This is a genomic window from Caryophanon latum, from assembly GCF_001700325.1.
Classification (GTDB): Bacteria; Bacillota; Bacilli; order Bacillales_A; family Planococcaceae; genus Caryophanon; species Caryophanon latum.
This window is the reverse complement of the sequence record NZ_MATO01000043.1, coordinates 1-23,334: the sequence shown is the minus strand read 5'-3', so window position 1 is coordinate 23,334 and position 23,334 is coordinate 1. Positions and strand designations below refer to the sequence as shown.

At 45.2% G+C, this 23,334-nt stretch carries 25 protein-coding genes; 24 read left to right on the top strand and 1 reads right to left on the bottom strand.

The features are described 5' to 3' along the window. Positions 1-95 precede the first annotated feature (95 nt). From A6K76_RS11305 to A6K76_RS11215, 19 genes are all read left to right on the top strand, one after another. On the top strand, positions 96-860 hold the full coding sequence (locus tag A6K76_RS11305) for a heptaprenyl diphosphate synthase component 1 (RefSeq protein WP_066465146.1): 765 nt from the start codon (positions 96-98) through the stop codon (positions 858-860). Between the two features lie 3 nt (positions 861-863). Beyond that, complete coding sequence (locus A6K76_RS11300) at positions 864-1,565, top strand: demethylmenaquinone methyltransferase (protein ID WP_066465144.1); 702 nt, start codon at positions 864-866, stop codon at positions 1,563-1,565. Between the two features lie 17 nt (positions 1,566-1,582). Next, entirely contained in the window at positions 1,583-2,557 is a 975-nt protein-coding gene (gene hepT / locus A6K76_RS11295) for a heptaprenyl diphosphate synthase component II (protein WP_083995406.1), read from the top strand. Between the two features lie 539 nt (positions 2,558-3,096). Next, positions 3,097-3,513, top strand: a complete 417-nt coding sequence (gene ndk, locus A6K76_RS11290; protein WP_066465142.1) for a nucleoside-diphosphate kinase — start codon at positions 3,097-3,099, stop codon at positions 3,511-3,513. Positions 3,514-3,677: 164 nt separating this feature from the next. Further along, on the top strand, positions 3,678-4,448 hold the full coding sequence (locus tag A6K76_RS11285) for a CheR family methyltransferase (protein ID WP_066465141.1): 771 nt from the start codon (positions 3,678-3,680) through the stop codon (positions 4,446-4,448). 213 nt (positions 4,449-4,661) lie between these two features. Further along, a complete protein-coding gene (aroC, locus tag A6K76_RS11280; protein ID WP_066465140.1) occupies positions 4,662-5,843 on the top strand; it encodes a chorismate synthase in 1,182 nt (393 codons plus the stop codon). Position 5,844: 1 nt separating this feature from the next. Continuing rightward, the gene (aroB, locus tag A6K76_RS11275; RefSeq protein WP_066465139.1) at positions 5,845-6,930 is read left to right on the top strand and encodes a 3-dehydroquinate synthase; all 1,086 of its coding nucleotides are present in this window, start codon (positions 5,845-5,847) and stop codon (positions 6,928-6,930) included. Beyond that, positions 6,927-7,292, top strand: coding sequence for a chorismate mutase (gene aroH / locus A6K76_RS11270; protein ID WP_066465137.1), 366 nt, complete (start codon positions 6,927-6,929; stop codon positions 7,290-7,292). The genes aroB and aroH overlap by 4 nt, the downstream gene beginning before the upstream one ends. A gap of 14 nt (positions 7,293-7,306) precedes the next feature. Continuing rightward, positions 7,307-8,407 (top strand): histidinol-phosphate transaminase, encoded by a 1,101-nt coding sequence (gene hisC / locus A6K76_RS11265; RefSeq protein ID WP_066465135.1) that lies wholly within the window; start codon positions 7,307-7,309, stop codon positions 8,405-8,407. Next, a complete protein-coding gene (locus A6K76_RS11260) occupies positions 8,404-9,501 on the top strand; it encodes a prephenate dehydrogenase (protein ID WP_066465133.1) in 1,098 nt (365 codons plus the stop codon). Before hisC ends, A6K76_RS11260 begins: the two co-directional genes overlap by 4 nt. A gap of 125 nt (positions 9,502-9,626) precedes the next feature. Next, entirely contained in the window at positions 9,627-10,913 is a 1,287-nt protein-coding gene (gene aroA, locus A6K76_RS11255) for a 3-phosphoshikimate 1-carboxyvinyltransferase (RefSeq protein ID WP_066465131.1), read from the top strand. 111 nt (positions 10,914-11,024) lie between these two features. Further along, positions 11,025-12,272, top strand: a complete 1,248-nt coding sequence (locus A6K76_RS11250) for a tetratricopeptide repeat protein (protein ID WP_066465128.1) — start codon at positions 11,025-11,027, stop codon at positions 12,270-12,272. Between the two features lie 15 nt (positions 12,273-12,287). Further along, a complete protein-coding gene (locus tag A6K76_RS11245; RefSeq protein ID WP_066465126.1) occupies positions 12,288-12,833 on the top strand; it encodes a ReoY family proteolytic degradation factor in 546 nt (181 codons plus the stop codon). A 344-nt stretch (positions 12,834-13,177) separates the two neighbouring features. Then, a complete protein-coding gene (locus A6K76_RS11240; protein WP_066465124.1) occupies positions 13,178-13,627 on the top strand; it encodes a DUF2487 family protein in 450 nt (149 codons plus the stop codon). A gap of 139 nt (positions 13,628-13,766) precedes the next feature. Then, entirely contained in the window at positions 13,767-14,270 is a 504-nt protein-coding gene (locus A6K76_RS11235) for a QcrA and Rieske domain-containing protein (RefSeq protein ID WP_066465123.1), read from the top strand. A 22-nt stretch (positions 14,271-14,292) separates the two neighbouring features. Further along, positions 14,293-14,967, top strand: coding sequence for a menaquinol-cytochrome c reductase cytochrome b subunit (qcrB, locus tag A6K76_RS11230; protein ID WP_066465121.1), 675 nt, complete (start codon positions 14,293-14,295; stop codon positions 14,965-14,967). A gap of 38 nt (positions 14,968-15,005) precedes the next feature. Beyond that, positions 15,006-15,791: a menaquinol-cytochrome c reductase cytochrome b/c subunit gene (locus tag A6K76_RS11225; protein WP_066465119.1), complete on the top strand. Its 786-nt coding sequence runs from the start codon at positions 15,006-15,008 to the stop codon at positions 15,789-15,791. A 112-nt stretch (positions 15,792-15,903) separates the two neighbouring features. Then, positions 15,904-16,515: a lipoprotein heptaprenylglyceryl N-acetyltransferase LhaT gene (lhaT, locus tag A6K76_RS11220; RefSeq protein ID WP_425393883.1), complete on the top strand. Its 612-nt coding sequence runs from the start codon at positions 15,904-15,906 to the stop codon at positions 16,513-16,515. A gap of 74 nt (positions 16,516-16,589) precedes the next feature. Then, positions 16,590-17,267, top strand: a complete 678-nt coding sequence (locus A6K76_RS11215) for a zinc metallopeptidase (protein ID WP_066465117.1) — start codon at positions 16,590-16,592, stop codon at positions 17,265-17,267. 214 nt (positions 17,268-17,481) lie between these two features. Here the strand turns inward: A6K76_RS11215 and A6K76_RS11210 are convergent, their stop codons facing one another. Continuing rightward, positions 17,482-18,351 carry a YitT family protein gene (locus tag A6K76_RS11210; protein WP_066465111.1) on the bottom strand — a complete coding sequence of 290 codons (870 nt, stop codon included), beginning with the start codon at positions 18,349-18,351 and terminating at the stop codon, positions 17,482-17,484. Positions 18,352-18,741: 390 nt separating this feature from the next. On the opposite strand from A6K76_RS11210, the gene dapB reads away from it, so the two are divergent. Genes dapB through A6K76_RS11185 form a run of 5 tightly spaced genes read left to right on the top strand, consistent with a single transcriptional unit; the run spans position 18,742 to position 23,266 of the window. After that, on the top strand, positions 18,742-19,536 hold the full coding sequence (gene dapB, locus A6K76_RS11205; RefSeq protein WP_066465109.1) for a 4-hydroxy-tetrahydrodipicolinate reductase: 795 nt from the start codon (positions 18,742-18,744) through the stop codon (positions 19,534-19,536). Between the two features lie 59 nt (positions 19,537-19,595). Next, the gene (gene mgsA / locus A6K76_RS11200; protein WP_066465107.1) at positions 19,596-19,997 is read left to right on the top strand and encodes a methylglyoxal synthase; all 402 of its coding nucleotides are present in this window, start codon (positions 19,596-19,598) and stop codon (positions 19,995-19,997) included. Positions 19,998-20,012: 15 nt separating this feature from the next. Then, positions 20,013-21,149 (top strand): N-acetyl-alpha-D-glucosaminyl L-malate synthase BshA, encoded by a 1,137-nt coding sequence (gene bshA, locus A6K76_RS11195; RefSeq protein WP_066465105.1) that lies wholly within the window; start codon positions 20,013-20,015, stop codon positions 21,147-21,149. Then, positions 21,142-22,338 carry a CCA tRNA nucleotidyltransferase gene (locus A6K76_RS11190; RefSeq protein ID WP_066465103.1) on the top strand — a complete coding sequence of 399 codons (1,197 nt, stop codon included), beginning with the start codon at positions 21,142-21,144 and terminating at the stop codon, positions 22,336-22,338. Before bshA ends, A6K76_RS11190 begins: the two co-directional genes overlap by 8 nt. Continuing rightward, on the top strand, positions 22,280-23,266 hold the full coding sequence (locus A6K76_RS11185; RefSeq protein WP_066465101.1) for a biotin--[acetyl-CoA-carboxylase] ligase: 987 nt from the start codon (positions 22,280-22,282) through the stop codon (positions 23,264-23,266). The genes A6K76_RS11190 and A6K76_RS11185 overlap by 59 nt, the downstream gene beginning before the upstream one ends. Positions 23,267-23,334: the final 68 nt, after the last annotated feature.

Here is a 23,334-nt window from a genome sequence, read left to right as displayed (position 1 = left end):
ACGTATGAGCTAATTAGTTAAGCTATTGCTAAAAAGCGAGTATAATAGTGAGAGAAAACATTGTCTTCGACGATGAGCGAAATGGAGCAAGAAACATGAATGAAACATCCATTCAGCAGGCAATCGATAAGTTTAAGCAAACGATTTATTCATATATTCATCACCCATCTCTTCTATCGTATACGGGTAAGCCTGTATTAAATGAAAATCAGCTGTTTTACTTATTGTTGCCGTTTTTTAATGAGGAGCAGTGGACAGAGGAGCATTTTGAAAGCGCTGTAACAGCAGCAATCGTCAGCACCGCTTTATATGAGCATGAAAAAATAAGCGAGCAAGGTGGCATTTCAATTACGCAACAAGTTGTCGTGCTAGCGGGGGATTTTTATAGTGGGCGTTATTACGAGGTGCTTGCACATCAAGGTAATTTCAGTATGATTCGCGCGCTATCAGAGGCGATCGTTAAACGTTGTGAGCAGCAAATTCAAGTGTATGAAGGGCAGCTGACAACATGTAACGAATGGCTTCATGCGATGATGACCGTTGAAAGTGAACACGTTACGCAATTTTACAACAACTATCAATTTACACAATATCGTGAAATAGCAGAGCAAAGTCTTTTATATTTGCGCTTGCAGTCAGAGCTGCGTGCACATGAAACGAACGAAGCATCACTTTTGCTAATGCGTATGCTTGAGCAAGGCATTACGATCGCAGCACTTGAGCAGCAGCTGCAAGAGCTAGGTAATCGCATTGCAACAGACATTGCGAGCAGCAGTATACGTCCGATGTTAAAGAAGCTGTTAGCGGCACGTATTGAACAAAACAAAGTAGCATTAACACCATTAATGAAAGAGGTTTAATAAATGGTAAAATCGAAGGAACAGCACGTACATGAAGTATTTGAATCGATTTCAAATAACTATGATAAAATGAACTCAGTAATTAGCTTCCAAATGCACGTACAATGGCGCAAAGACACGATGCAGCGAATGGGTGTTCCAAAAGGTGCAAAAGCTTTAGATGTGTGCTGTGGTACAGCTGATTGGACGATTGCACTTGCCGAGGCGGTTGGACCAACTGGGGAAGTAAAAGGATTAGATTTTAGCGAAAGTATGTTAGAGGTAGGCAAGCAAAAAACAGCAAACATGCCAAACGTTGAGCTTATTCACGGCAATGCGATGGAGCTACCGTTTGAGGATAATACGTTTGATTATGTAACGATTGGTTTTGGCTTACGTAACGTACCAGACTATATGCAAGTGTTGCGCGAATTACACCGCGTCGTTAAACGTGGAGGCATGGTTGTTTGTTTAGAAACATCACAATCAGAAATTCCAGTATACCGCCAATTATTCCGCTTTTATTTCACATATATTATGCCTGTATTCGGTAAATTATTTGCAAAAAGCTACAAAGAATATTCATGGCTACAAGAATCGGCAAACGAGTTCCCAGGTATGCGTGAGCTAGCGAGCATGTTCCGCGAAGCAGGCTTTAAAGACGTCAGCTACCGAGCGTATAGCGGTGGAGCTGCTGCGATGCATTTAGGCTACAAAAAACAATAGTAGGAAGGTCTGTTCACGTGGAAAAGATGAAGCTAGCATTACTATATGCTGAATTTAAGTCAGATATAGATGTCATCGAAAAAGAATTAGTACAAGCGTTGAACTCGTCTTCACATATGTTAAATGACGCATCGGTTCATTTAGTACAAGCAGGGGGCAAGCGCATTCGTCCAGTGTTCGTATTACTTTGTGCGAAATTTGGGCAATATGATATTGAACGACTGAAGCATGTTGCTGTCCCGCTAGAGCTTGTCCATATGGCATCGCTTGTGCATGATGACGTCATTGATGACTCAAATATGCGACGTGGGCAGCATACGGTGAAAGCACAATGGAACAACCGTGTGGCGATGTATACAGGTGATTTTATTTTTGCGCGTGCGCTACAGTCGTTAGCACATATCGAGCAGCCGATCATTCACCAAGTACTCGCACACACGATGGTTGAGCTGTGCAACGGGGAAGTCATTCAAATCGAAGACAAATTCCAACTAAATCAAAATATTAAAACGTATTTTCGCCGCATTAAGCGTAAAACAGCACTCTTAATTGAATCGAGCTGTTACATGGGGGCACTCGCAGCAGGTGTGTCACAAAAAGACGCAATGCATTTGAAGCGTTTTGGTTATTTTGTCGGAATGAGCTATCAAATTATTGATGATATTTTAGACTTTACAGCAACAGATAAAGAATTAGGCAAGCCAGCAGGTAGTGATTTATTAAATGGCAACATTACATTGCCGGTCATTTATATGCAAAACGATCCGCGCATTCAAGCGTATGTCGAGCAAATCCAGACAGGTCAATTAACGGAACAAGAGCGTCAGCATATGTTAACACTCGTGCGCAACTCAGAGGCAATCGCGAAAGCATCCGCTATTAGCGAACGTTACTTACAAAAAGCATTACACGAAATTGATCAATTACCGAAGCACCCAATGCGAAAAAAGCTTCGTGACATTGCGCGATTTATCGGAAAGCGTGACTTCTAATTTCATTAGAGTGTCATGCTTTTTGCATATTAAACAGATTTATTTGAGCGATAAATAAAAGGTTCATCACCGTAAGCTGGGGTTGACGTATAAAAGTTGCTTGAAACGAGAGGCGGACTCCAGCGGGAAAAGCGAAAGTTTCTTTTGCGACGAGTAACCGCAGCAGCACGAGCCTCGAGACCCCGCAGTCGTGAGGCACGAACGACGAGGAGGCTTGAGGAAGCGATAAGCGCCACTACACGAGTCATCGCCTCCATGACCAACATCGTGTTCGCCACCGCGCCCGCGGAAAGCCTACCTCGACGCGAAAAGCAACCCCGAGTTATGGTGAAGAGCCAAATAAAAATGCCATACGAAATAGTTACAGCAAAAAACGACATATGGCGCGTATAAATCGGTGCGTTGTAATCGAGAGTTAACAGAAAAGAGCGAAATCGCGCACTTTGACAACATTTTGTTGAATCATGTAACACATTTTGGTAGAATTGATAAGTAGGGGACTAATCCCTTTATACAGATTCTAAGGAGTGTTATTACACATGGCAATCGAACAAACTTTCTTAATGGTTAAACCTGATGGCGTAGACCGTCAAGTAATCGGCGATATCGTAGACCGCTTTGAGCGTCGCGGTTTTGTATTAAAAGGCGCTAAATTAATGGTAGCTTCAAAAGAGTTAGCTGAAAAGCATTACGCTGAGCACGCTGAGCGTCCATTCTTCGGCGAATTAGTAGACTTCATCACTTCTGGACCAGTGTTCGCAATGGTTTGGGAAGGTGAAAACGTAATCAAGTTAGCTCGTATCATGATGGGTGCTACAAAACCAGAAGATTCAAATCCTGGTACAATCCGTGGTGACTACGCTACAACGTTATCACACAACGTTATTCACGGTTCTGACTCTCTTGCATCTGCAGAGCGCGAAATCGGATTATGGTTCGGTTCTGAATTAGTATAATTCAGCAGTAAAAAAGCACTTGGACGTTTCGGCGTTCAAGTGCTTTTTTATGCGTTATGAGCGTTTTTTGTAGTTACATGTACCGATGAAAAACGTGTTGCAACTATGCACATACATAACTTTCCGCTATAATTAATGTACGAACATAGAGAGGAAAGATGTACATGTCTGATTATGAACAGTTTATAGAAGGTATTAAGCGTAAAACAGGCATCGACTTAGCGCTCTACAAAGAGGCTCAAATGAAACGACGCTTAACATCTTTATATGAGAAAAAAGGCTATAAAAGCTTCGTTGATTTTTTACGTGCTGTAGAGGCAGACCGCGATTTAATGAATGAATTTTTAGATCGCATGACGATTAACGTATCGGAATTTTATCGTAACGGTAAGCGTTGGGAAGTATTACAAAACAAAATTTTCCCAAAGCTATTAGCGGAAAATAAACGCTTAAAAATTTGGAGTGCAGCTTGTTCGACTGGTGAGGAGCCATATTCGTTAGCGATGGTGTTATCGCAGCACATTCCGATGTCACAAGTGCAAGTGCTAGCGACGGATTTAGATGAAAATGTCATTCAAAAGGCGAAAAATGCGGTGTACCCAGAGCGTTCACTTGCAGAAGTGCCAGCGGATGTAAAATCGAAGTACTTTTCACAGGAAGGTTCATTTTACCGTGTGAAAGATGAAGTGAAGCGCACTGTAACATTTAAACGCCATAATTTACTGAAGGATACATACGATAGTAACTTTGATTTAATCGTTTGCCGCAACGTCATGATTTACTTTACTGAGGAAGCGAAGGACCAAATTTATCATAACTTCAGTAAAGCATTACGCTCAGGCGGTATTTTATTCGTCGGCAGCACCGAACAAATTTTCAACCCAGCACGATATGGCTTTGAAGTAGAGGATACGTTCTTCTATCGCAAAATATAGTTTGTAATATGTAATTTCCGACGCTTTTCGCCTAACTTTCGGCAAAAGCGTCTTTTTCATTCGGCAAATTGTGATATAGTAACAGAGTAAATTAAAATTCGGAAAATTCATATTAATGTATGTGTTTTTCCTTATTTGCAGGGTAGATTTTTGATGAAACTATGATATAGTGAATAATACATACTTTAGCGAGTTGAAGGGAGAAAGTGTTTTATGCGTTACTTAACAGCAGGAGAGTCTCATGGACCTCAATTAACAGCCATTATTGAAGGATTACCAGCTCAATTTGAGGTTACAAAGGAAATGATTAACTACGATTTAAAGCGTCGTCAAGGTGGACACGGACGCGGTCGTCGTATGCAAATTGAGAAGGATCTTGTTGATATTACATCAGGTGTGCGTCACGGAAAAACATTAGGTTCTCCTGTAGCATTAGTTGTAACAAATGATGATTTCAAGCATTGGACGAAAATTATGGGGGCAGACCCACTACCAGAAGATATTGACCCAGAGGAAATTAAGCGTCAAATCTCACGTCCACGTCCTGGGCATGCCGATTTAGTAGGAGGCATGAAATACGGTCACCGCGATTTACGAAACGTATTAGAGCGTTCAAGCGCGCGTGAAACGACAGTACGTGTAGCAGTCGGTTCAGTCGCAAAAGCGTTACTGCGCGAGCTAGGCATTCACGTCGTGTCACACGTAACAGAAATCGTTGGCATTAAAGCAGACCCAGCGAGCATCGAAGGCAAATCAGCGGACGAAATTCGTACAATTATTGAAGAAGATGCGTGCTACTGTGCGGATCCAGAAGCTTCAGCGAAAATGGTCGAAGCAATCGATGCAGCGAAAAAAGAAGGCGACTCAATTGGTGGTGTTGTCGAAGTCATCGTAGAAGGCTTACCAGCAGGCATTGGCTCTTATGTGCATTACGACCGCAAGCTAGATGGCAAATTAGCACAGGCGATGCTTTCAATTAACGCATTTAAAGGTGTTGAATTTGGCATTGGCTTTGAAATGGCACGTAAAAAAGGGTCAGAAGTACACGATGAAATTTTATGGGATGAGGAAAAAGGCTATACGCGCGCAACGAACCGTTTAGGCGGCTTAGAAGGCGGTATGACAACAGGTATGCCACTTGTCGTTCGCGGTGTCATGAAGCCAATTCCGACGCTTTATAAGCCACTTCAAAGTATCGATATTGAAACGAAAGAGCCATTTAAAGCGACAGTTGAGCGTTCGGATGCTTGTGCAGTACCAGCAGCGTCAATCGTAGCAGAAGCGGTCATTTCATTTGAAATTGCAAAGGCGATTTTAGAGCAATTCCACGCAGATCAATTACCACAGCTCCAAGCACAAATCGAGGAGCTACGTGCGTACACGAAGGGGTTCTAATATGATTCGAGTAGCGACAGCATCACATGCATACAATGTGTTATTTGGACATTCATTTTTACGTGAAGCGTTTGAATCACTTGCAGACATTACACGTACAGCAGACCGCATTTTCGTCTTAACCGATGAAAACGTATGGAAGGCGCAGGGGGACACGTTCACCGCTGCGTTCCCATTGCCGTTTGAAGTATACGTATTACCAGGTGGCGAGGCGTGTAAAAGCTTTGACCAATACAACGCGTGCCAAACGTTTTTACTACAGCAGCGTGCAACACGTAAATCGCTCATTATTGCGTTCGGTGGAGGCGCGGTTGGAGACTTATCAGGGTTCGTAGCGGCGACGTTTATGCGCGGCATTCCGTTCATTCAAGTACCGACAACGATTTTAGCGCACGATTCAGCAGTTGGTGGCAAAACGGCGATCAATCATCCGCTAGGGAAAAATATGATTGGTGCGTTTTATCAGCCACAAGCAGTTGTGTATGACATTGCATTTTTAAAGACGTTACCCGAGCAAGAAATTCGCTCAGGGATGACAGAGGTCATTAAACATGCGCTCATTTCAGATGAGGCGTGGTTGAATGAACTGATGAGCCGTTCGATTTACGATTATAGTGATGACGAATTATCGCATCACTTGCAAAAAGGGACGCAAGTAAAAGCGAACATCGTTGCAGAAGACGAAACAGAGCAATCGGTGCGTAAATATTTAAATTTAGGGCATACATACGGTCACGCAATTGAAGCGGCAAGCGGCTACGGCAACTTGTCACACGGTGAGAGCGTCATGATTGGCTTAATTTACTGTTTACTGCTGAGCGAGCAATACGGTGGCGTGACGCGCGAGCAAACGATGTCAGTATACCGCTATGCACAGTCGCAACGATATCCGTTTGATGCGGTAGCGAAGTTTGATTTTGAAACGTTACTTAGCTATATGCAAAAAGATAAAAAAGCAGAATACGGCGAGCTACAATTTGTGCTACTAAGCAAAATTGGCGAGCCTTACGTACAAAAAGTAGACGTAGCACAATGTCAGGAAGTAGACGTTTTACTGCGCCAATTAATTGCGGAGGGATCACAATGATTCGAGGAATGCGTGGAGCGATTACAATTGAAAAAGATGAGCCACAATTAGTATGGGATGAAACGGTGAAGCTTGTGCAAGCAATTGTAGAGCAAAACAACGTCGAGCCAGATCATATTGCATCAATTATTATTTCAACAACACCAGACATTACGTCAGCGTTTCCAGCACGCTCAGTTCGCATGCTAGACGGCTGGGATTATGTGCCGATTATGTGCATGCACGAAATGAACGTAGAAGGGGCACTTCCTCTTTGCATTCGCGTGTTGTTACACGTTGAAACAGAAATCGCACAGCGCGACATTACGCACGTTTATTTAAACGATGCCATTAAATTACGCCCAGACTTAGCGGCGAAGTAAGGAGTTTATCCGTCATGAAATGGAAGCAACAAATTTTAGGCATGAAGCCATATAAACCAGGCAAACCAGTAGAAGAAGTACAGCGCGAGTTCGGCTTAGATGAAGTTGTAAAGCTTGCGTCAAATGAAAACCCATTTGGCTTCTCACCAAAAGTGAAACAATTTTTAGCACAAGACCAATCACACCATGAAATTTATCCAGACGGCTATGCACAAAGCTTACGTACAGCTGTTGCGGAATTCGTTGGCGTACAGGAAAATCAGCTTATTTTCGGTAACGGCTCAGACGACTTAATCGCCATTTTAACGCGTGCGCTACTTGCACCAGGTGTGAATACGGTCATGGCAACACCGTCATTTTCTCAATATGCACATAATGCGCAAATTGAAGGAGCGGAAGTGCGTGAAGTGCCACTTGTTGATGGCAACCACGATTTAGACGGCATGCTTGCACAAATTGATGACAACACAGCGATCGTATGGATTTGTTCACCAAACAATCCAACAGGTGGTATCGTACCAGCAGCGGCGTTAAAAGCGTTTTTAGCGAAAGTGCCAAGCGATGTGTTAGTTGTATTAGATGAAGCGTACTATGAATACGTAGACAACGAGGAACACGAAAATGCGGTGCCATACGTCGAGCAATTTCCGAACGTTATTATTTTACGCACGTTCTCAAAAGCGTACGGCTTAGCAGGCTTCCGTGTCGGCTACGGCATTGCACAAGCGGACGTCATTTCGATGCTTGACCCAGTGCGCGCGCCGTTTAACAATACGGTACTTAGCCATAAAGTTGCTGAAATTGCGATTCGTGATCAAGCGTTTATTCAGCAATGTAAAGAGTTAAACAAAGAAGGACGTAAGCAGTACGTTGCGTTTTGTGAAAAGCACAACTTACATTACTTCCATTCAGAAACGAACTTCATCTTATTTGACGTAAAAGCAGATAGCAATGTCGTGTTCCAAGAGCTTATGAAGCGTGGCTTTATTATTCGAAGCGGAGCAGCACTTGGTTTACCAGGCTACATTCGCGTAACAATTGGTACGAATGCACAAAATGCGAAGTTTTTACAAAAGCTTGAGGAAGTGCTTGTAGAACAAGGAGTTTTTGCATGACAAAAACAGTGCTTGTTGTCGGACTAGGCTTAATTGGAGGCTCGGTCGCACTTGCGCTACAAAAAGCTCCAGACGTACGAGTTATTGGCTATGATGTAGATGAAGTGACGATGAAAATCGCCAAGCAAATAAATATGATTGAATACGGTGTGAAAACGGTGCAAGAAGGGGCAGAGCAAGCGGATGTCATCATCTTTGCGACACCTGTGAGCATTACCGTTGAGCATTTAAATACATTGCCGTCGTGGGACTTAAAGGAGCGCGTCATCGTAACGGATACGGGCAGCACGAAGCAAGCGGTGATGGCTGCAGGGCAAGCATTACGTGCGCGCGGCATTACGTTAGTTGGTGGACACCCGATGGCAGGCTCGCATAAAAGCGGTGTAACAGCTGCAAAGCCGCATTTATTTGAAAATGCGTATTACATTTTAACGGCGCTTGACGAGCAAGATCGCTGGGCGGTGGACGAGCTAAAGCGTTTACTGCGCTATACGCATAGTAAAATTGTCGAAGTGTCAGCAGAGGAACATGACCATATGACAGCGGTCGTAAGCCATTTCCCGCACATCATTTCAGCTTCACTTGTGCATCAATTGCAACAAGAAGATGCGGATTATCCGATGGCGAAATTGCTTGCGGCAGGAGGTTTCCGTGATGTGACGCGCATCGCTTCTTCTAATCCGTCGCTATGGCGGGACATTACGCTGCAAAACCGCGATAAAATTTTAGAGCAGCTGACGAAATGGCAGCAAGAAATGGAGCGCGTAAAAGACATTTTACAAGCGGGCATTCCACAGCACGTTGAACAATATTTCGGCGATGCGAAAAAGCTGCGCGATTCGCTACCGTTTAGCGGCGGCGCACTGTTCTCGACGTTTGACTTGCAAGTGGACATTCCCGATTACCCAGGGGTTATTTCGGTTGTGACAGGCTTACTTGCGGACGAAAACATTTCAATTACGAACTTACGCATTGTCGAAGCGCGCGAGGACGTATACGGTATTTTAGTTATTAGCTTCCAAACAGAGGAAGACCGCTTACGTGCGCAAACGTGCATCGAAACACGCGCGAAGTTCGAAACACATATTGCATAATAAGAGGCGTCCGCGATTACCGTCCGGGCGCCTTCCTTTTAAATAAAAATAGAATGCTGCTCGATGCGGAGAGCAACGCTAAACATGAATAGACAATGCTATTTAAATACATTTGAGGTGAGCATATGACGAAAAAAGTAATGGATTACAAACAACCATCGTTAAAAGGCACATTAACGGTACCAGGCGATAAATCAATTTCCCACCGTTCGATTATGTTCGGTGCAATTGCAGAAGGGACAACGACTGTATCAGGCTTCTTGCTTGGTGAAGATTGCTTAAGCACAATCGACTGCTTTAAAAAGCTAGGCGTCGACATTCAAGTAGACGGCACGAACGTAACGGTTAACAGTAAAGGAATCGATGCGTGGGAAGAGCCAAAGGAAGTGCTATACACAGGTAACTCTGGTACGACGACGCGCCTAATGATGGGGCTGTTATCAGGTACAAATTTACATACAGTCATGACAGGGGACGCATCGATCGGCAAACGTCCGATGCGTCGTGTAGCCGATCCGCTACGTCAAATGGGCGCAAAAATTGCAGGGCGTGAAAACGGACAATACACACCGCTTGCAATTCAAGGGACGCAGCTTGAGGCGATGGATTACACAATGCCAGTTGCATCAGCTCAAGTAAAGTCGGCTATTTTATTAGCAGGCTTACGCGCGAACGGTACGACGATTGTGCGTGAGAAGGAAGTATCACGCGACCATACAGAACGCATGCTACGTCAATTCGGTGCGAAAGTGGACGTTGTAGACGGCGTTGTATCGTTTGAAGGCGGACAAAAGCTAACAGCAACACATGTGAACGTACCAGGCGACATTTCGTCAGCAGCATTTTTCTTAGTAGCAGGCGCAATTGCACCGAAATCTGAAATCGTATTGGAAAATGTCGGCGTGAACGAAACGCGTGCAGGTATTATCGACGTTTTACAGCAAATGGGGGCAAACTTAGAGGTGAAAAGCGACGGAGAAGCAGCAGAGCCAACAGCGACGCTTACAATTCGTACGTCACAGCTACAGGCGACGACAATTGAAGGCGCACTGATTCCGACCTTAATTGATGAAGTGCCGATTTTAGCGCTACTTGCGACACAAGCAAACGGCAAAACGATCATTCGTGATGCAGAGGAGCTAAAAGTGAAAGAGACAGATCGCATTACAGCGGTTGTCGATGAGCTAAAAAAATTAGGTGCAAACATTGAGGCGACGGATGACGGCATGATTATCGAAGGTCCGACGCGCTTACACGGCGGCAAGCTGCGCACGTACGGCGACCACCGCATCGGCATGATGGCAGCAGTAGCGGCACTAATTACAGATGGCGCTGTTGAAATTGACGACGCGGAATGTATCGCGGTATCGTACCCGACGTTCTTTGAGCATGTGGACGCAGTACTGAAATAAATAACGACGAAAACACCTAGACATTGCTTCAATTCTAGGTGTTTTTCTTGTCATATACGATTTTGTCATGTAGCATGAATACATGACTAACGAAAAGTAAGGTGAACGAATTTGGAAGAAACGATTTTTGAAGCATTACAGCAAGGCGATTTAGCAGCAGTGGACGCGCAGCTTGATTCATTTTTAGTGCAAGGTACACCTGATGTGCAATACGCATTTGCGGAAGGTTGCGTGCAGCTCGGTTTTATTGCACAAGCAGACCGCGTGTTTGAACATTTACAATATTTATTTCCAGAAGAAGCGCAGTTGAAAATTGACCGTGCGCAAGTGCAAATGGAGCTAGGGGACGAGGATTCGGCGCTTGAGCTATTAATGGACGTGCGAGATGACGAGCCAGAATATCCGCAAGCATTGCTCGTACTTGCTGACTTTTATCAAATGCAAGGGCTGTATGAAGTAGCAGAGCAACGTTTAAACGATGCCCTTGAGCTATTGCCAGAAGAGCCGCTACTGCATTTTGCGAAGGCGGAGCTACTCGTTGAAATTGGGCGCTTTACAGAAGCCGCACGTTTATATGAGGAGCTATATGCGCAGCAGCACGACTTTGCCGGTGTGAACTTAGCGGCACGTTTAGCGGAAGTGTACCGAGCAGGCGCAGCGTACGAAACGGCGCTTGATTATTACATGAAAGCACTAGAAGATGACGTAACAGCCGACTTACTATTTGGCTCTGCGTATGCGGCGTTCCAAGTCGAAAAGTACGATACAGCGATTTTGCAGCTGGAAGATTTAAAGGAGCTTGACCCTGATTATTTCTCAGCGTATTTACTGCTTGCACAAAGCTATGGCATGCAGGAGCAAAATGACAAGGCGTACACAGCAATTTTAGAAGGTATTGCGCGCGATGAGTACGACAAGTCACTATTTTTATACGCAGGGAAAATGGCGCTTAAAAATAGTTTACCGCAAAAAGCAGAGGAGCATTTACAGCAAGCATTAGCGCTTGATCCAGAATATATGGAAGCCGCGCTTGTGCTTATGTCACTCTATGCACAGCAAGAGCGCGACGAGGAAGTCATTGCGCTATACGAAGATTTAAACCGCAACGACTTTGACTGGACGGCGCTTTATCCGTTCGTTGCAAAGGCGCATGTCAATTTAGAGCAATATAAGGAAGCGGCGGCGTATTACGACGAGGCGTACCGCGACCACGCAGAAGATGCGAGCTTTTTGGAGGAGTATGCATACTTTTTATTAGAGGAAGGGCGTCGTGATGATGCGAAGCGCGTTGTAGCGGAGCTCATTGCACTCGATCCGTCAGAAGACCGTTACAACGATTTACAATTAAGTCTTGATTAAAAGGGGGCTACGTATTTGACATCATTTGTATCCGTCGATGAAAAACGAGTATTTGTAGAGTGGTTTTTACGCAATCATCAATTAAAGCGTCGCGAATGTGTTTGGATTTTGAATTATTTGTTAAGTGATGAAACGATTTTAGAGCGCGTGCACTTTACGGACGAGGCGCATTATTGTCCGCGTGCAATGGTCATGTCGACAACAGACACATCAGGCATTCCGTTTCGTTTTTATAAAGGCAATATTATGACGTCTGATGCGGAGAAATCTTTTCATGACTTGCGCTTGCATGATGACGAAGCAATTTACATTCAGCTCAATTTCCAAAACGTACCGCCGAGCGCTGAATATTTAGCAGTGCTTGAGGAAAATCCGTACATGCCGCAATCTCGACAAAGCAATCAGCACGACCGCATCGTCGCAGAGCAGCTCGTCAATGAAAGCTTGCATCATTTCCAAGAGGAGAAGCTGCTCGTTGAAATTGACGAGGCGCTCGACCGCGGTGATAAAGAACGCTTTATTGAATTATCTCAACTATTAAAAAAAATACGAGCGTTATAACAACAAAGCGAAATAATTGGCGTGCCGTTATTTCGCTTTTTGTATGTTGTAAGATGCGTTTGTAAAATGAAGGTTCATCATCGTAAGTTAGGGGTGACAAATCAAATGTGATGTTACTCGTAGTGGAGAGGCGGACTCCTGCGGGATAAGCCCGAGCCTCGAGACCCCGCAGGAGCGCAGCGACGAGGATGCTTGAGGAAGGTGATAATCGCCACTATACGAGCTATCACCTTCAGAATAAACATCTTGTTCACCCTCGGAAAGCATGCCTCGATGTGAAAAGCAACCTAAAGTTATAGTGAAGAGCCAAAATGAACTAAAAAAATTAAAAGAAGGTGACGAACGTGAAGTTCAACGTACATGATATGACGATTTTTCAACAACAAAAAGATTTTATCGACACGGCAATTGTGCCGCTTGTGCATTTAGATTTTTCGGTGCCAAATTTGCTGCAATCGAGCGCTGCGGCGAACTATTTATTCGCACTTACAAATTATATTGAACAACAATTTAAAGGACGCGTTGTGTTATTGCCACCCGTTTGTTATACGACGCTGCTGCGCAGTAAAGAGCTCATTCAAAATGTACATAGCGAGCTTGACAATGCAGGCTTTAAGCACGTTTTTTATATGACATCAGACGTGTGTTGGCGCAATTTAGGGGAAGGACATTCAATTATATGGATGCCTGCCATTCCACTTGAATCGATGGATGACAACATACGCAGTAGTATTTTAGAAGAACAATTTAAGCAAATTGTGCCGCAGATGATTACCGAGTGGAGCCATGTGTAACGGCTTATAGAATGTTCCTTAACTTCATAAAATAGGATTTTCGTGTATTGACCGAGAATATTTAATGATATATCATAGAATTGTCGTAGTATTGCTATTATTGTGACAGTGTGACGTTTTAGTTGGAGGGGGGAAAAGGATGAGTAAAAATCCAGTTTCACGACGACAATTTCTCGGCTACACATTAACCGGCGTCGGAGGCTTTATGGCAGCGAGTATGCTTATGCCAATGGTGCGTTTTGCGGTTGATCCTGTTTTACAAAAGAAAGATAGCGGGGACTTTATTGCGACCTCGCAAAAAGTAAGTGACTTAACGGAACAGCCTGTGCGTGTCGATTTCTCATTTGAGCAAGTGGACGGCTGGTACACATCGGATGTAACCAATTCTGCGTGGGTATATAAAGAAGGCGATAAAGTCGTGGCGCTTTCGCCGGTTTGTAAACATTTAGGCTGTACCGTTAACTGGGGAGGCGACCCCGCACAACCTGAGCAATTTTTCTGTCCGTGCCATCTAGGGCGTTACGAAAAAAACGGCAAAAATATCGCAGGGACGCCGCCGCTTGGTCCACTCGATCAATATGAAGTATCTGAAAAAGATGGCTTTGTGATGATTGGTAAAACAATTGCGAACGAATTAGTTTAATAATTGTTAGGGGGAGACATCAGTGCTAAATAAACTTTACGATTGGGTTGATGAACGCCTTGATATTACGCCTATTTGGCGAGATATTGCCGACCATGAAGTACCAGAGCACGTAAACCCTGCCCATCATTTTTCTGCGTTTGTTTACTGCTTTGGAGGGCTGACATTTTTCATTACAGTCATTCAAATTTTATCCGGCATGTTTTTAACGATGTATTACGTGCAAGATATTGACAACGCATGGAAGTCAGTATATTACTTACAAAACGAAGTCGCGTTCGGTGAAATTGTGCGCGGCATGCATCACTGGGGTGCGTCGTTAGTAATCGTCATGATGTTTTTGCATACGCTGCGAGTATTTTTTACCGGCTCGTATAAAAAACCGCGTGAGTTAAACTGGCTCGTTGGAGTAGGGATTTTTGGTATAATGCTCGGCTTAGGCTTTACAGGTTACTTATTGCCATGGGATATGAAAGCGTTATTTGCCACGAAGGTAGGAATCGAAATAGCGGCTTCTGTACCGTTTGTCGGTGGACTCATTAAAACATTATTAGCTGGTGACGCAACGATTTTAGGGGCGCAAACGTTAACGCGCTTTTATGCCATTCACGTATTTTTCTTACCCGCTGCGTTATTCGCGTTACTCGCACTACATTTTGTCATGATTCGACGCCAAGGGATTTCAGGACCATTGTAATGAACATTGCGAGCGAATAATGAAGGAGGGGGAACTTTATGCATCGTGGAAAAGGGATGAAATTTGTCGGCGATTCACGCGTTAAAGCGAACAATCGTATGCCAAATAAACCGAAAGATTATTCCGAATATCCAGGGCGCACCGAAGCGTTTTGGCCTGACTTTTTACTAAAGGAATGGATGGTTGGCGCTGTATTTTTAATCGGTTATTTACTGTTAACGGTCGCGCACCCATCACCACTTGAAGGGCAGGCGGATCCGACGAACACCGCATACATTCCACTGCCAGACTGGTACTTCCTACAGCTGTATCAGTTATTGAAGTATACGTATGCATCAGGTCCGTATAATATTATCGGCGCGATCGTTGTTCCAGGGCTTGCGTTTGGTGCATTAGCGCTTGCACCATTTTTAGATACAACGAAGGAGCGCAGTCCATTTAAGCGTCCATTGCCGACTGCATTCATGTTACTGGCGCTTGCATCGATGGTATATTTAACGTGGGAATCGGTTGTGAACCACGACTGGGAAGCAGCGAAAGCACAAGGTGAAATTAAACAAGAAGTAAATATTGAAATTGATGAAACGGCTGAAGGCTTTGTTTTACTGTCCGGTGCGCAAGGTGCGTCATGTATTGCGTGTCATGGCGGTGATTTAGCAGGCGGCGGTGCAGCACCTCCCCTCGTTGGCAATGAGCTGACGGCGGAAGAAGTAGCGGACGTCATTACGAACGGTCGCGGTACGATGCCAGCAGGTCAATGGGCTGGCACGGATGAAGAGCTTCAAGTTGTCGCAGATTTTATCGCGAGCTTGAAGGAAGAATAAGCAATACGAATGAGAACGGTGAAGCTGTGCGATGAATGAATCGCGCAGCTTTTTTATTTTCAATGGCAAGTCTGTAGTGTACACTTTGTAACAGTAGAAAGGAGAGGATTTTGTGCGAGAATTATGGATGCGTCTTTGGTACGTGCTATCGCATCGCACGTTTTTATGGCTGCTGCTTATTGTCAATGCAGCAGGAACAGTATACGGCTATATTTGGTACGGCGCACAGCTGTCACGAACGGAGCCGATTTTTTACATATTTGTACCGGATAGTCCGACTGCTTCGTTATTTTTTTGTATCGCCATTATCGGCTGGCTGCGCGGCACGAATTATCGGTTCATCGAGGTGCTTGCGTTCATTACGCTCATTAAATATGGCTTATGGGCGGACGTCATGAACATGCTGACGTGGTATGAGCGCGGAACGTTAAGTGCGCAAGGGTGGATGCTCGTTGCGTCACATTTTGCGATGGCATTACAGGCAGTGCTATACATTCCGAAGTACAATTTTGGCTTTATCGCCGTCATTGCAGCGGCGATTTGGACGTTGCATAATGACGTCATCGATTACGTGTTTGGGCAAATGCCATCGTATCCGTCGATTGCGCAATATGCGAACGAAATTGGATACTTCACGTTCTGGTTGTCGATTAGTTGTATTGTTTTTGCACTATACGTCAGTAAGCAACGCGGATTATTTGCCCATATGCGCGAAAATAGATAAAATAGTGTTATCGAAGGTGAAACGTTACGCTTTTACCACGTATTAGCGAATGCTAAAGGAAAGGAAGTTAATTCATGTTTATTGTTTACTTTTTACTCATTTTAATTTTGCCGTTGTATGCACAATGGAAAGTAAAAAGCACGTACAAAAAGTATGCACAAGTGTACTCAACGTCTGGTAAAACAGGTGAGCAAGTGGCACGTGAAATGCTTGACGCAAACGGTTTATACGATGTGCGTGTCGTACCAACACAAGGTTATTTATCAGATCACTACAATCCAGCAACAAAAACGGTTGCACTATCAGAGTCAAACTATTTTGGCACATCTGTTGCGGGTACAGCGGTTGCAGCGCATGAGGTAGGACATGCGATTCAGCATGCCGAAAGTTACACGATGTTAGCAATTCGCTCAAAGCTCGTGCCAGTTGCAAACATTTCTTCAAATGCATCATGGATTTTTATTTTAATTGGTATGCTAGCAAGTATGTCGAACTTATTATTATTAGGGATTGTATTAATGGCGGCTGGGGTTGCGTTCCAACTCGTCACGTTACCAGTTGAATTTGATGCATCAAGTCGAGCGATGAAGCAAATTGATTCGATGGGCATTATTAATAACGAGGAATACCCACAAGCGCGCAAAGTGTTAAACGCTGCAGCGATGACGTACGTAGCAGCAGCTGCTGTTGCGGTGATGGAGCTTGTTCGTTTAATTTTAGTGTATACAGGTATGACAAGCAGCGAAGATTAAGTATAGCTGCAATAGGAGAAAACCGTTATTGGAAAAGTTCATTTTCCGATAACGGTTTATTTTGTGTTACGTGAACGTTGCTTGAAACAAGAGGCGGACTCCTGCGGGAATAGTACGAGCGTCAAGACCCCGCAACCGCTCGCGGTGAGGAGGCTTGCGCTGTGCCCGCGGAAAGCCTGCCTCGAAGTGTAAAGCAACTTTGTATTATGAACGCTTAATGCAGCGGTCGCTTTTGGTCATCGAGCGTAAAGCCTTCACCAGAGACGTCGCGCACTTCGCTAATCGATACGAACGCATGCGGATCGATGAGCTCAATAATCGTTTTAATGCGCACCGTTTCGTTTTTTGGCACGACGCAATACAAAATATCTTTCGTTTCCTTTGTGAAGTATCCTTTGCCGCTAAGTACGGTCACACCGCGCTCCATATGCGTCGTAATGCGCGCCGCAATTTCCTCGTGCTTTGGTGAAATAATAAACACGCCACGCGCCGCATATTGCCCATCTTGTACGACATCGACGACATGCCCACCGACGTACACTGCAACGAGTGTATACATCATCGAGCGCGCATCTAAAAACGTCACCCACGACAGTAAAATAATGAGTGCATCAAATGCAAACATCGTCTTCCCCATACTCCAGCCGAAATATTTATGCGTTAGTCGTGCGAGTATGTCGACGCCGCCTGTTGTGCCACCGAAGCGGAAAATGATGCCGAGCCCGACGCCGATAAACACACCGGCAAATAGCGAAACGAGCAGCATATCGTCATGCAGTTGAAACGTAAACGCATAGCGCTGAAAAATAGCTAAAAATACGGAGAACGACACCGTGCCGATGAGCGTATAAATGAATGACCGTTTGCCGAGCAATTTATAGCCGATGACAAAGACCGGAATGTTGAGCAAAATGTTCATCAGTGCCGGGTCCCAGCCGAGCGTAAACAATAAAATTAACGTAATGCCGGTGAAGCCGCCTTCGCTTAGCTCGTGTGCGATGTTGAAATGCACGAAGCCGAATGCGAAAATCGCCGAGCCAATTAAAATGCCGAGTACATTTTGCCATTTGATTAGTTTGAGCATGGACGTACCTCATTTCTTAAGATGGATTGCATTGCTAGTTGAACGTCGTTGTTCGCTCCATTCGGCTCGCTTTCCTGGGGCGTGGCTTGAGCCTCCTCGATACTCGTACCTCGCATCTGCGGGGTCTCAAGTCTCACGCTTTTCCCCAAGGAGTCTCGCCGCGGCGCTCACAACTGCCATGATGTTTTGCAACTGCTTCATAAAAGATAACGGCACATGTTACATGAATGATAATAAATTATAAACATATGAATGAATAGATGTCGTAAAATCACCGTATCATGCTCTTTATTCCTTTGACAACCACTATGCTCATTCGATACGATGGAGCATAGTGAAACAATTTTCGCTACATACATAAAGCAATAACGGAAAGGAAGATGATTGAACATGATTCGAGTAGCAATTGCAGGTGCGCGTGGTAAAATGGGTACAGAGGCTGTTCATACAGTAATGAAGCATGAGGCGATGGAGCTTGTCGCAGCATTAGACTATAAAGATATTGGGGCGACGCTTGCGGATACAGGCTTATTCCCAGCGAGCTACAGTGTGCCAGTATTTACGGACATGGCAGAAATGGTCGCACAAACGAAGCCAGACGTATTAGTTGATTTAACGAATCCACACTTCGTATACAAACATACGAAGGAGGCGTTGCAACAAGGCGTGCGTCCAGTAATCGGTACGACAGGCTTTACAGATGAGCAGCTAGCGGAATTAACAGCGCTTGCAGCAGACAAAAAAATTGGGGCAATTATTGCGCCGAACTTTGCGATCGGTGCGATTTTAATGATGAAGTTCGCCAAGGAAGCGGCGAAATATTTACCGGACGTTGAAATTATCGAAATGCATCACGACCAAAAGCTTGATGCACCGTCTGGAACAGGTGTGAAAACAGCACAAATGATCGCAGAAGTGCGTGAAGCAAAAGGGCAAGGGCATCCTGACGAGAAGGAAACGATGCCTGGTGCGCGCGGTGCGGACTTTGACGGCATGCGCATTCATAGCGTACGCTTACCAGGTTTAGTAGCGCATCAGCAAGTGTTATTTGGCGGAGAAGGGCAGCTATTAACAATTCGTCACGATTCGTTAAACCGCGGATCGTTCATGTCAGGCATCGCATTTTGCGTGCAGGAAGTGATGCAAATGGAAACGCTTGTGTACGGCTTAGAAAATATTATTTAAACGACTGCGCTCTTTCTATTAGTAGAAAGGGCGTACTTGTTGAAAAAGGATGGTTTGGAATGAAAATAGCGTTAATTGCACACGATCGTAAAAAGGACAATTTAGTTGAATTTGCGATTGCGTATACGGAAATTTTAAAGGAACACGAGCTGTACGCGACGGGGACGACGGGGTTACGTGTTATGGAGGCAACAGGCTTATCGATTCACCGCTTTAGCTCAGGTCCACTCGGTGGTGACCAGCAAATCGGCGCGATGATTGCGATGAACGAGATGGATATGGTCATTTTCTTCCGAGACCCGCTAACAGCACAGCCACATGAGCCAGATGTAACGGCGCTCATTCGTTTATGCGATGTGTATAATGTGCCGCTTGCGACGAACATGGGTACAGCAGAAGTATTGTTAAAAGGATTACAAGAAGGCTTTATTGATTGGCGCCTATTACAGGAGCGCCGCTAAGAAAGAAGGGCTAGTATGACGAAATTAAAAATTGGCATTACGTGCTATCCAACAGTCGGCGGGTCAGGTGTGCTCGCAACGGAACTTGGGAAGCTACTAGCAGAGCGTGGGCACGAAATTCATTTTATTACATCGAGCATGCCATTTCGTTTAAATCGCATGTATCCAAATATTTTCTTTCACGAAGTCGATGTCAATCAATACTCGGTGTTTCAATATGCACCTTATGATATTGCGTTAGCGAGTAAAATTGCAGAAGTCGTAAAGGAGCAAAAGCTAAACGTTATGCACGTGCATTATGCGATTCCACATGCGGTATGTGCCGCACTTGCTCGCAGCATGAGCGACGTTGACTTTGGCATTGTAACGACGTTGCACGGCACAGACATTACGGTGCTCGGTCAGGACGCGTCGATGATCCAGCCGATTAAATACGGCATTGAAGCGTCTGACATCGTAACGGCGGTGTCGACAGCTTTAAAGGAGCAAACGTACGAGCTTATTGACACGAACAAGCCGATTGAGACGGTATATAATTTTGTTGATGAGCGTGTGTATGCACCGCAGCAAGTTGAGCATTTAAAGGAGCATTTCGGCGTTGCGGAAGACGAGAAAGTGCTCATTCACGTATCGAATTTCCGCAAAATTAAAAACGTCGACCATATTGTGGAAACGTTTTTGAAAGTACGTGAGCAAATGCGTACGAAGCTATTACTCGTTGGTGACGGACCGGAAATGAACCGCATTACGCAGCTCGTAAAAGATTCACCGTACAAAAACGATGTGCTCTTTTTAGGCAGACAAGAAAATGTGGCGGAATTGTATTCGATTAGTGACTTAATGCTACTCATGTCGTCAAAGGAGTCGTTTGGTTTAGTATTACTAGAGGCGATGGCGTGTGGTGTACCAGGTATTGGCACGAACGTCGGCGGCATTCCAGAAGTGATTGAGCATGGCAAAACCGGTTATATCGTCGAAGAAGGCGATATTGACGGTGCGGCAGCGCAAATTGTACAGCTATTACAAGACGCACGAACGCTTGCTCAGTTTAAAGAGGCGTCAAAGGAAGCCGTGCAGTCGCGCTTTAGTTCGAGCTCAATCGTCGCACAATACGAGGCACTATACGAGAAAGTGGCGAAGTTTCATGAATGAGCAAATGCAAGCAGCAAAACATGTCATGCACAAGCTAGAGGAAGCGGGTTATGAAGCGGTACTCGTCGGTGGTGCGGTGCGCGATATGCTGCTTCAGCGTCCGTTTCACGATGTCGACGTTGCAACGGCAGCATTGCCTGAAGAAGTGAAGGTGCTGTTTCCAAAAACGGTCGACGTCGGCATCGAGCATGGTACAGTGCTCGTGCTCGTGGACGGCGTTGGTATTGAAGTGACGACGTATCGCACCGAGCTTGCGTATAGCGATCATCGTCGACCAGATGGCGTGCAGTTCGTGCGCAATTTACGTGATGATTTACAGCGCCGCGACTTTACGATGAATGCGTTAGCGATGCGTGCAAACGGGGAGCTCGTCGATTATTACGGCGGTGAATCGGATTTACAAGCAGGCGTTATTCGTGCAGTCGGCAATGCGAGCGAGCGTTTTTTTGAAGATGCACTGCGCATGCTTCGTGCGGTGCGATTTGTCGGGCAGCTTGGTTTTACGATTGAGAAGAAAACGGAAGCGGCCATTGTCGAGCACGCGCATTTACTCCAGCACATTGCGATTGAGCGCGTGCAAATGGAGCTAAATAAATTGTTCGTTAGCCCGTTTGTTGCGCGGGGTATTGCGGCGATGCGACAAACGCAATTAAGCGATTACGTTGCAGGCACGTTTAACGAGGCGCAGTGGCAACATGTGCATATCGAAGACGTACAAGTCGGCTGGGCGTATTTTGCGTACGTGTCACAATTTGATGCGGCTGAAGTTGCGCGTGCGTATCGTTTAGCGAATAAGGAAAAGCAGTTTATTGCACAAGTGCTCACGCTTGTTGCAAAGGAAACGTGGGAGACGATCGATTATTTCCATGCTTCAATTGACGTGTTACGAGCGGCGCAAGCCATTCGTACGTGGCAAAGCTTAGCGCCTATTACGGAAGATGTGCAAGCGGTGAAGGCGAGCTTGCCGATTCAAACGAAGGACGAGCTTGCGGTGAACGGGCAGCACGTTATGGCGTGGCATGATGAAAAGCGAGGGCCGTGGCTAAAAGATGCGCTCTCTGCGATTTTACAGGCGGTCGTAACAGGCGACGTACAAAACGACGTACAACGAATAAAGGACTGGTTTATGCGTGAATGGATCAACGAAAGAGCGCGTATTACAGGCGCTACTACAAGCAAAAAAAGATGACTATATTTCAGGTGCACAGCTCGCTACATTTTGTGACGTGTCGCGTACATCAATTTGGAAGGCGATTCAGTCGCTTGAACAAGATGGCTATACGATTGTGTCAGCAAAAACGAAAGGCTATCGTTTAGACGGCGACAGCGATTTCGTTGACGCTGCGCACATTGAGCCGTATTTACAAACGAAAGAAATTGGGCGCACGATTGTGTATAAAAAGGAAGTAACGTCGACACAAACGGTTGCGAGCGAACTGGTGAAGGAGAACACTCCACACGGCACGATCGTCATTGCGGAGTCGCAAACAGCAGGGCGTGGTCGCATGGAGCGTCCGTGGGAGACGACAGCAGCAAAAGGTATTTGGATGACCGTTGTGCTACGTCCTGACATTCCGCCGCATCAAGCACCGCAGTTTACACTCGTTGCGGCTGTGGCGGTCATTAACGCGATGAAAGCATTGTATCCGTCGCTTGAGCCGGTTATTAAATGGCCAAATGACATTTTAATTGGCGGAAAAAAGACGACCGGTATTTTGACGGAAATGCTTGCCGAATCCGATCGCGTTAATGCGCTGCTCGTCGGCATTGGCATTAATATGAATCAAGCGATGTCCGACTTCCCAGACGAGCTACAAACGATTGCGACGTCGCTTGCGGTTGAGCTAGGACATACCGTTGACCGTGCCGAGCTTGTCGCGATGATTTGTAGCTATTTAGAAAACTATACGCAGCTATACGTTAAGCACGGCTTCTCGCGTTTGAAAACGTTATGGGAGGAATCTTCTGGTACGATTGGTAAGCGTATTCGTGCGACGACGTTACGCGAAGTGCTGGAAGGAATTGCAATTGGTATTACAGAAGACGGCGTATTACAGCTTCAACTTGATTCAGGCGAAGTGCGTGGTATTTATTCAGCCGATATTGAATTAACTTAAAAAGGAATGTGTCCGAGTAGCTTTCTAATATGGTACCTGTGGAGTGGACACTTGAAAAAGAGTGTGCA

Excerpts from the sequence above, each read along its gene's own strand:
- A6K76_RS11305 (WP_066465146.1), top strand. The coding sequence starts at position 96 with ATGAATGAAACATCCATTCAGCAGGCAATCGATAAGTTTAAGCAAACG.
- A6K76_RS11285 (WP_066465141.1), top strand. The coding sequence starts at position 3,678 with ATGTCTGATTATGAACAGTTTATAGAAGGTATTAAGCGTAAAACAGGC.
- bshA (WP_066465105.1), top strand. The coding sequence starts at position 20,013 with ATGACGAAATTAAAAATTGGCATTACGTGCTATCCAACAGTCGGCGGG.
- A6K76_RS11215 (WP_066465117.1), top strand. The coding sequence starts at position 16,590 with ATGTTTATTGTTTACTTTTTACTCATTTTAATTTTGCCGTTGTATGCA.
- A6K76_RS11190 (WP_066465103.1), top strand. The coding sequence starts at position 21,142 with ATGAATGAGCAAATGCAAGCAGCAAAACATGTCATGCACAAGCTAGAG.
- ndk (WP_066465142.1), top strand. The coding sequence starts at position 3,097 with ATGGCAATCGAACAAACTTTCTTAATGGTTAAACCTGATGGCGTAGAC.
- hisC (WP_066465135.1), top strand. The coding sequence starts at position 7,307 with ATGAAATGGAAGCAACAAATTTTAGGCATGAAGCCATATAAACCAGGC.
- A6K76_RS11300 (WP_066465144.1), top strand. The coding sequence starts at position 864 with ATGGTAAAATCGAAGGAACAGCACGTACATGAAGTATTTGAATCGATT.
- A6K76_RS11210 (WP_066465111.1), bottom strand. The coding sequence starts at position 18,351 with ATGCTCAAACTAATCAAATGGCAAAATGTACTCGGCATTTTAATTGGC.
- aroH (WP_066465137.1), top strand. The coding sequence starts at position 6,927 with ATGATTCGAGGAATGCGTGGAGCGATTACAATTGAAAAAGATGAGCCA.
- A6K76_RS11260 (WP_066465133.1), top strand. The coding sequence starts at position 8,404 with ATGACAAAAACAGTGCTTGTTGTCGGACTAGGCTTAATTGGAGGCTCG.
- mgsA (WP_066465107.1), top strand. The coding sequence starts at position 19,596 with ATGAAAATAGCGTTAATTGCACACGATCGTAAAAAGGACAATTTAGTT.
- aroC (WP_066465140.1), top strand. The coding sequence starts at position 4,662 with ATGCGTTACTTAACAGCAGGAGAGTCTCATGGACCTCAATTAACAGCC.
- A6K76_RS11225 (WP_066465119.1), top strand. The coding sequence starts at position 15,006 with ATGCATCGTGGAAAAGGGATGAAATTTGTCGGCGATTCACGCGTTAAA.
- aroB (WP_066465139.1), top strand. The coding sequence starts at position 5,845 with ATGATTCGAGTAGCGACAGCATCACATGCATACAATGTGTTATTTGGA.
- dapB (WP_066465109.1), top strand. The coding sequence starts at position 18,742 with ATGATTCGAGTAGCAATTGCAGGTGCGCGTGGTAAAATGGGTACAGAG.
- A6K76_RS11235 (WP_066465123.1), top strand. The coding sequence starts at position 13,767 with ATGAGTAAAAATCCAGTTTCACGACGACAATTTCTCGGCTACACATTA.
- aroA (WP_066465131.1), top strand. The coding sequence starts at position 9,627 with ATGACGAAAAAAGTAATGGATTACAAACAACCATCGTTAAAAGGCACA.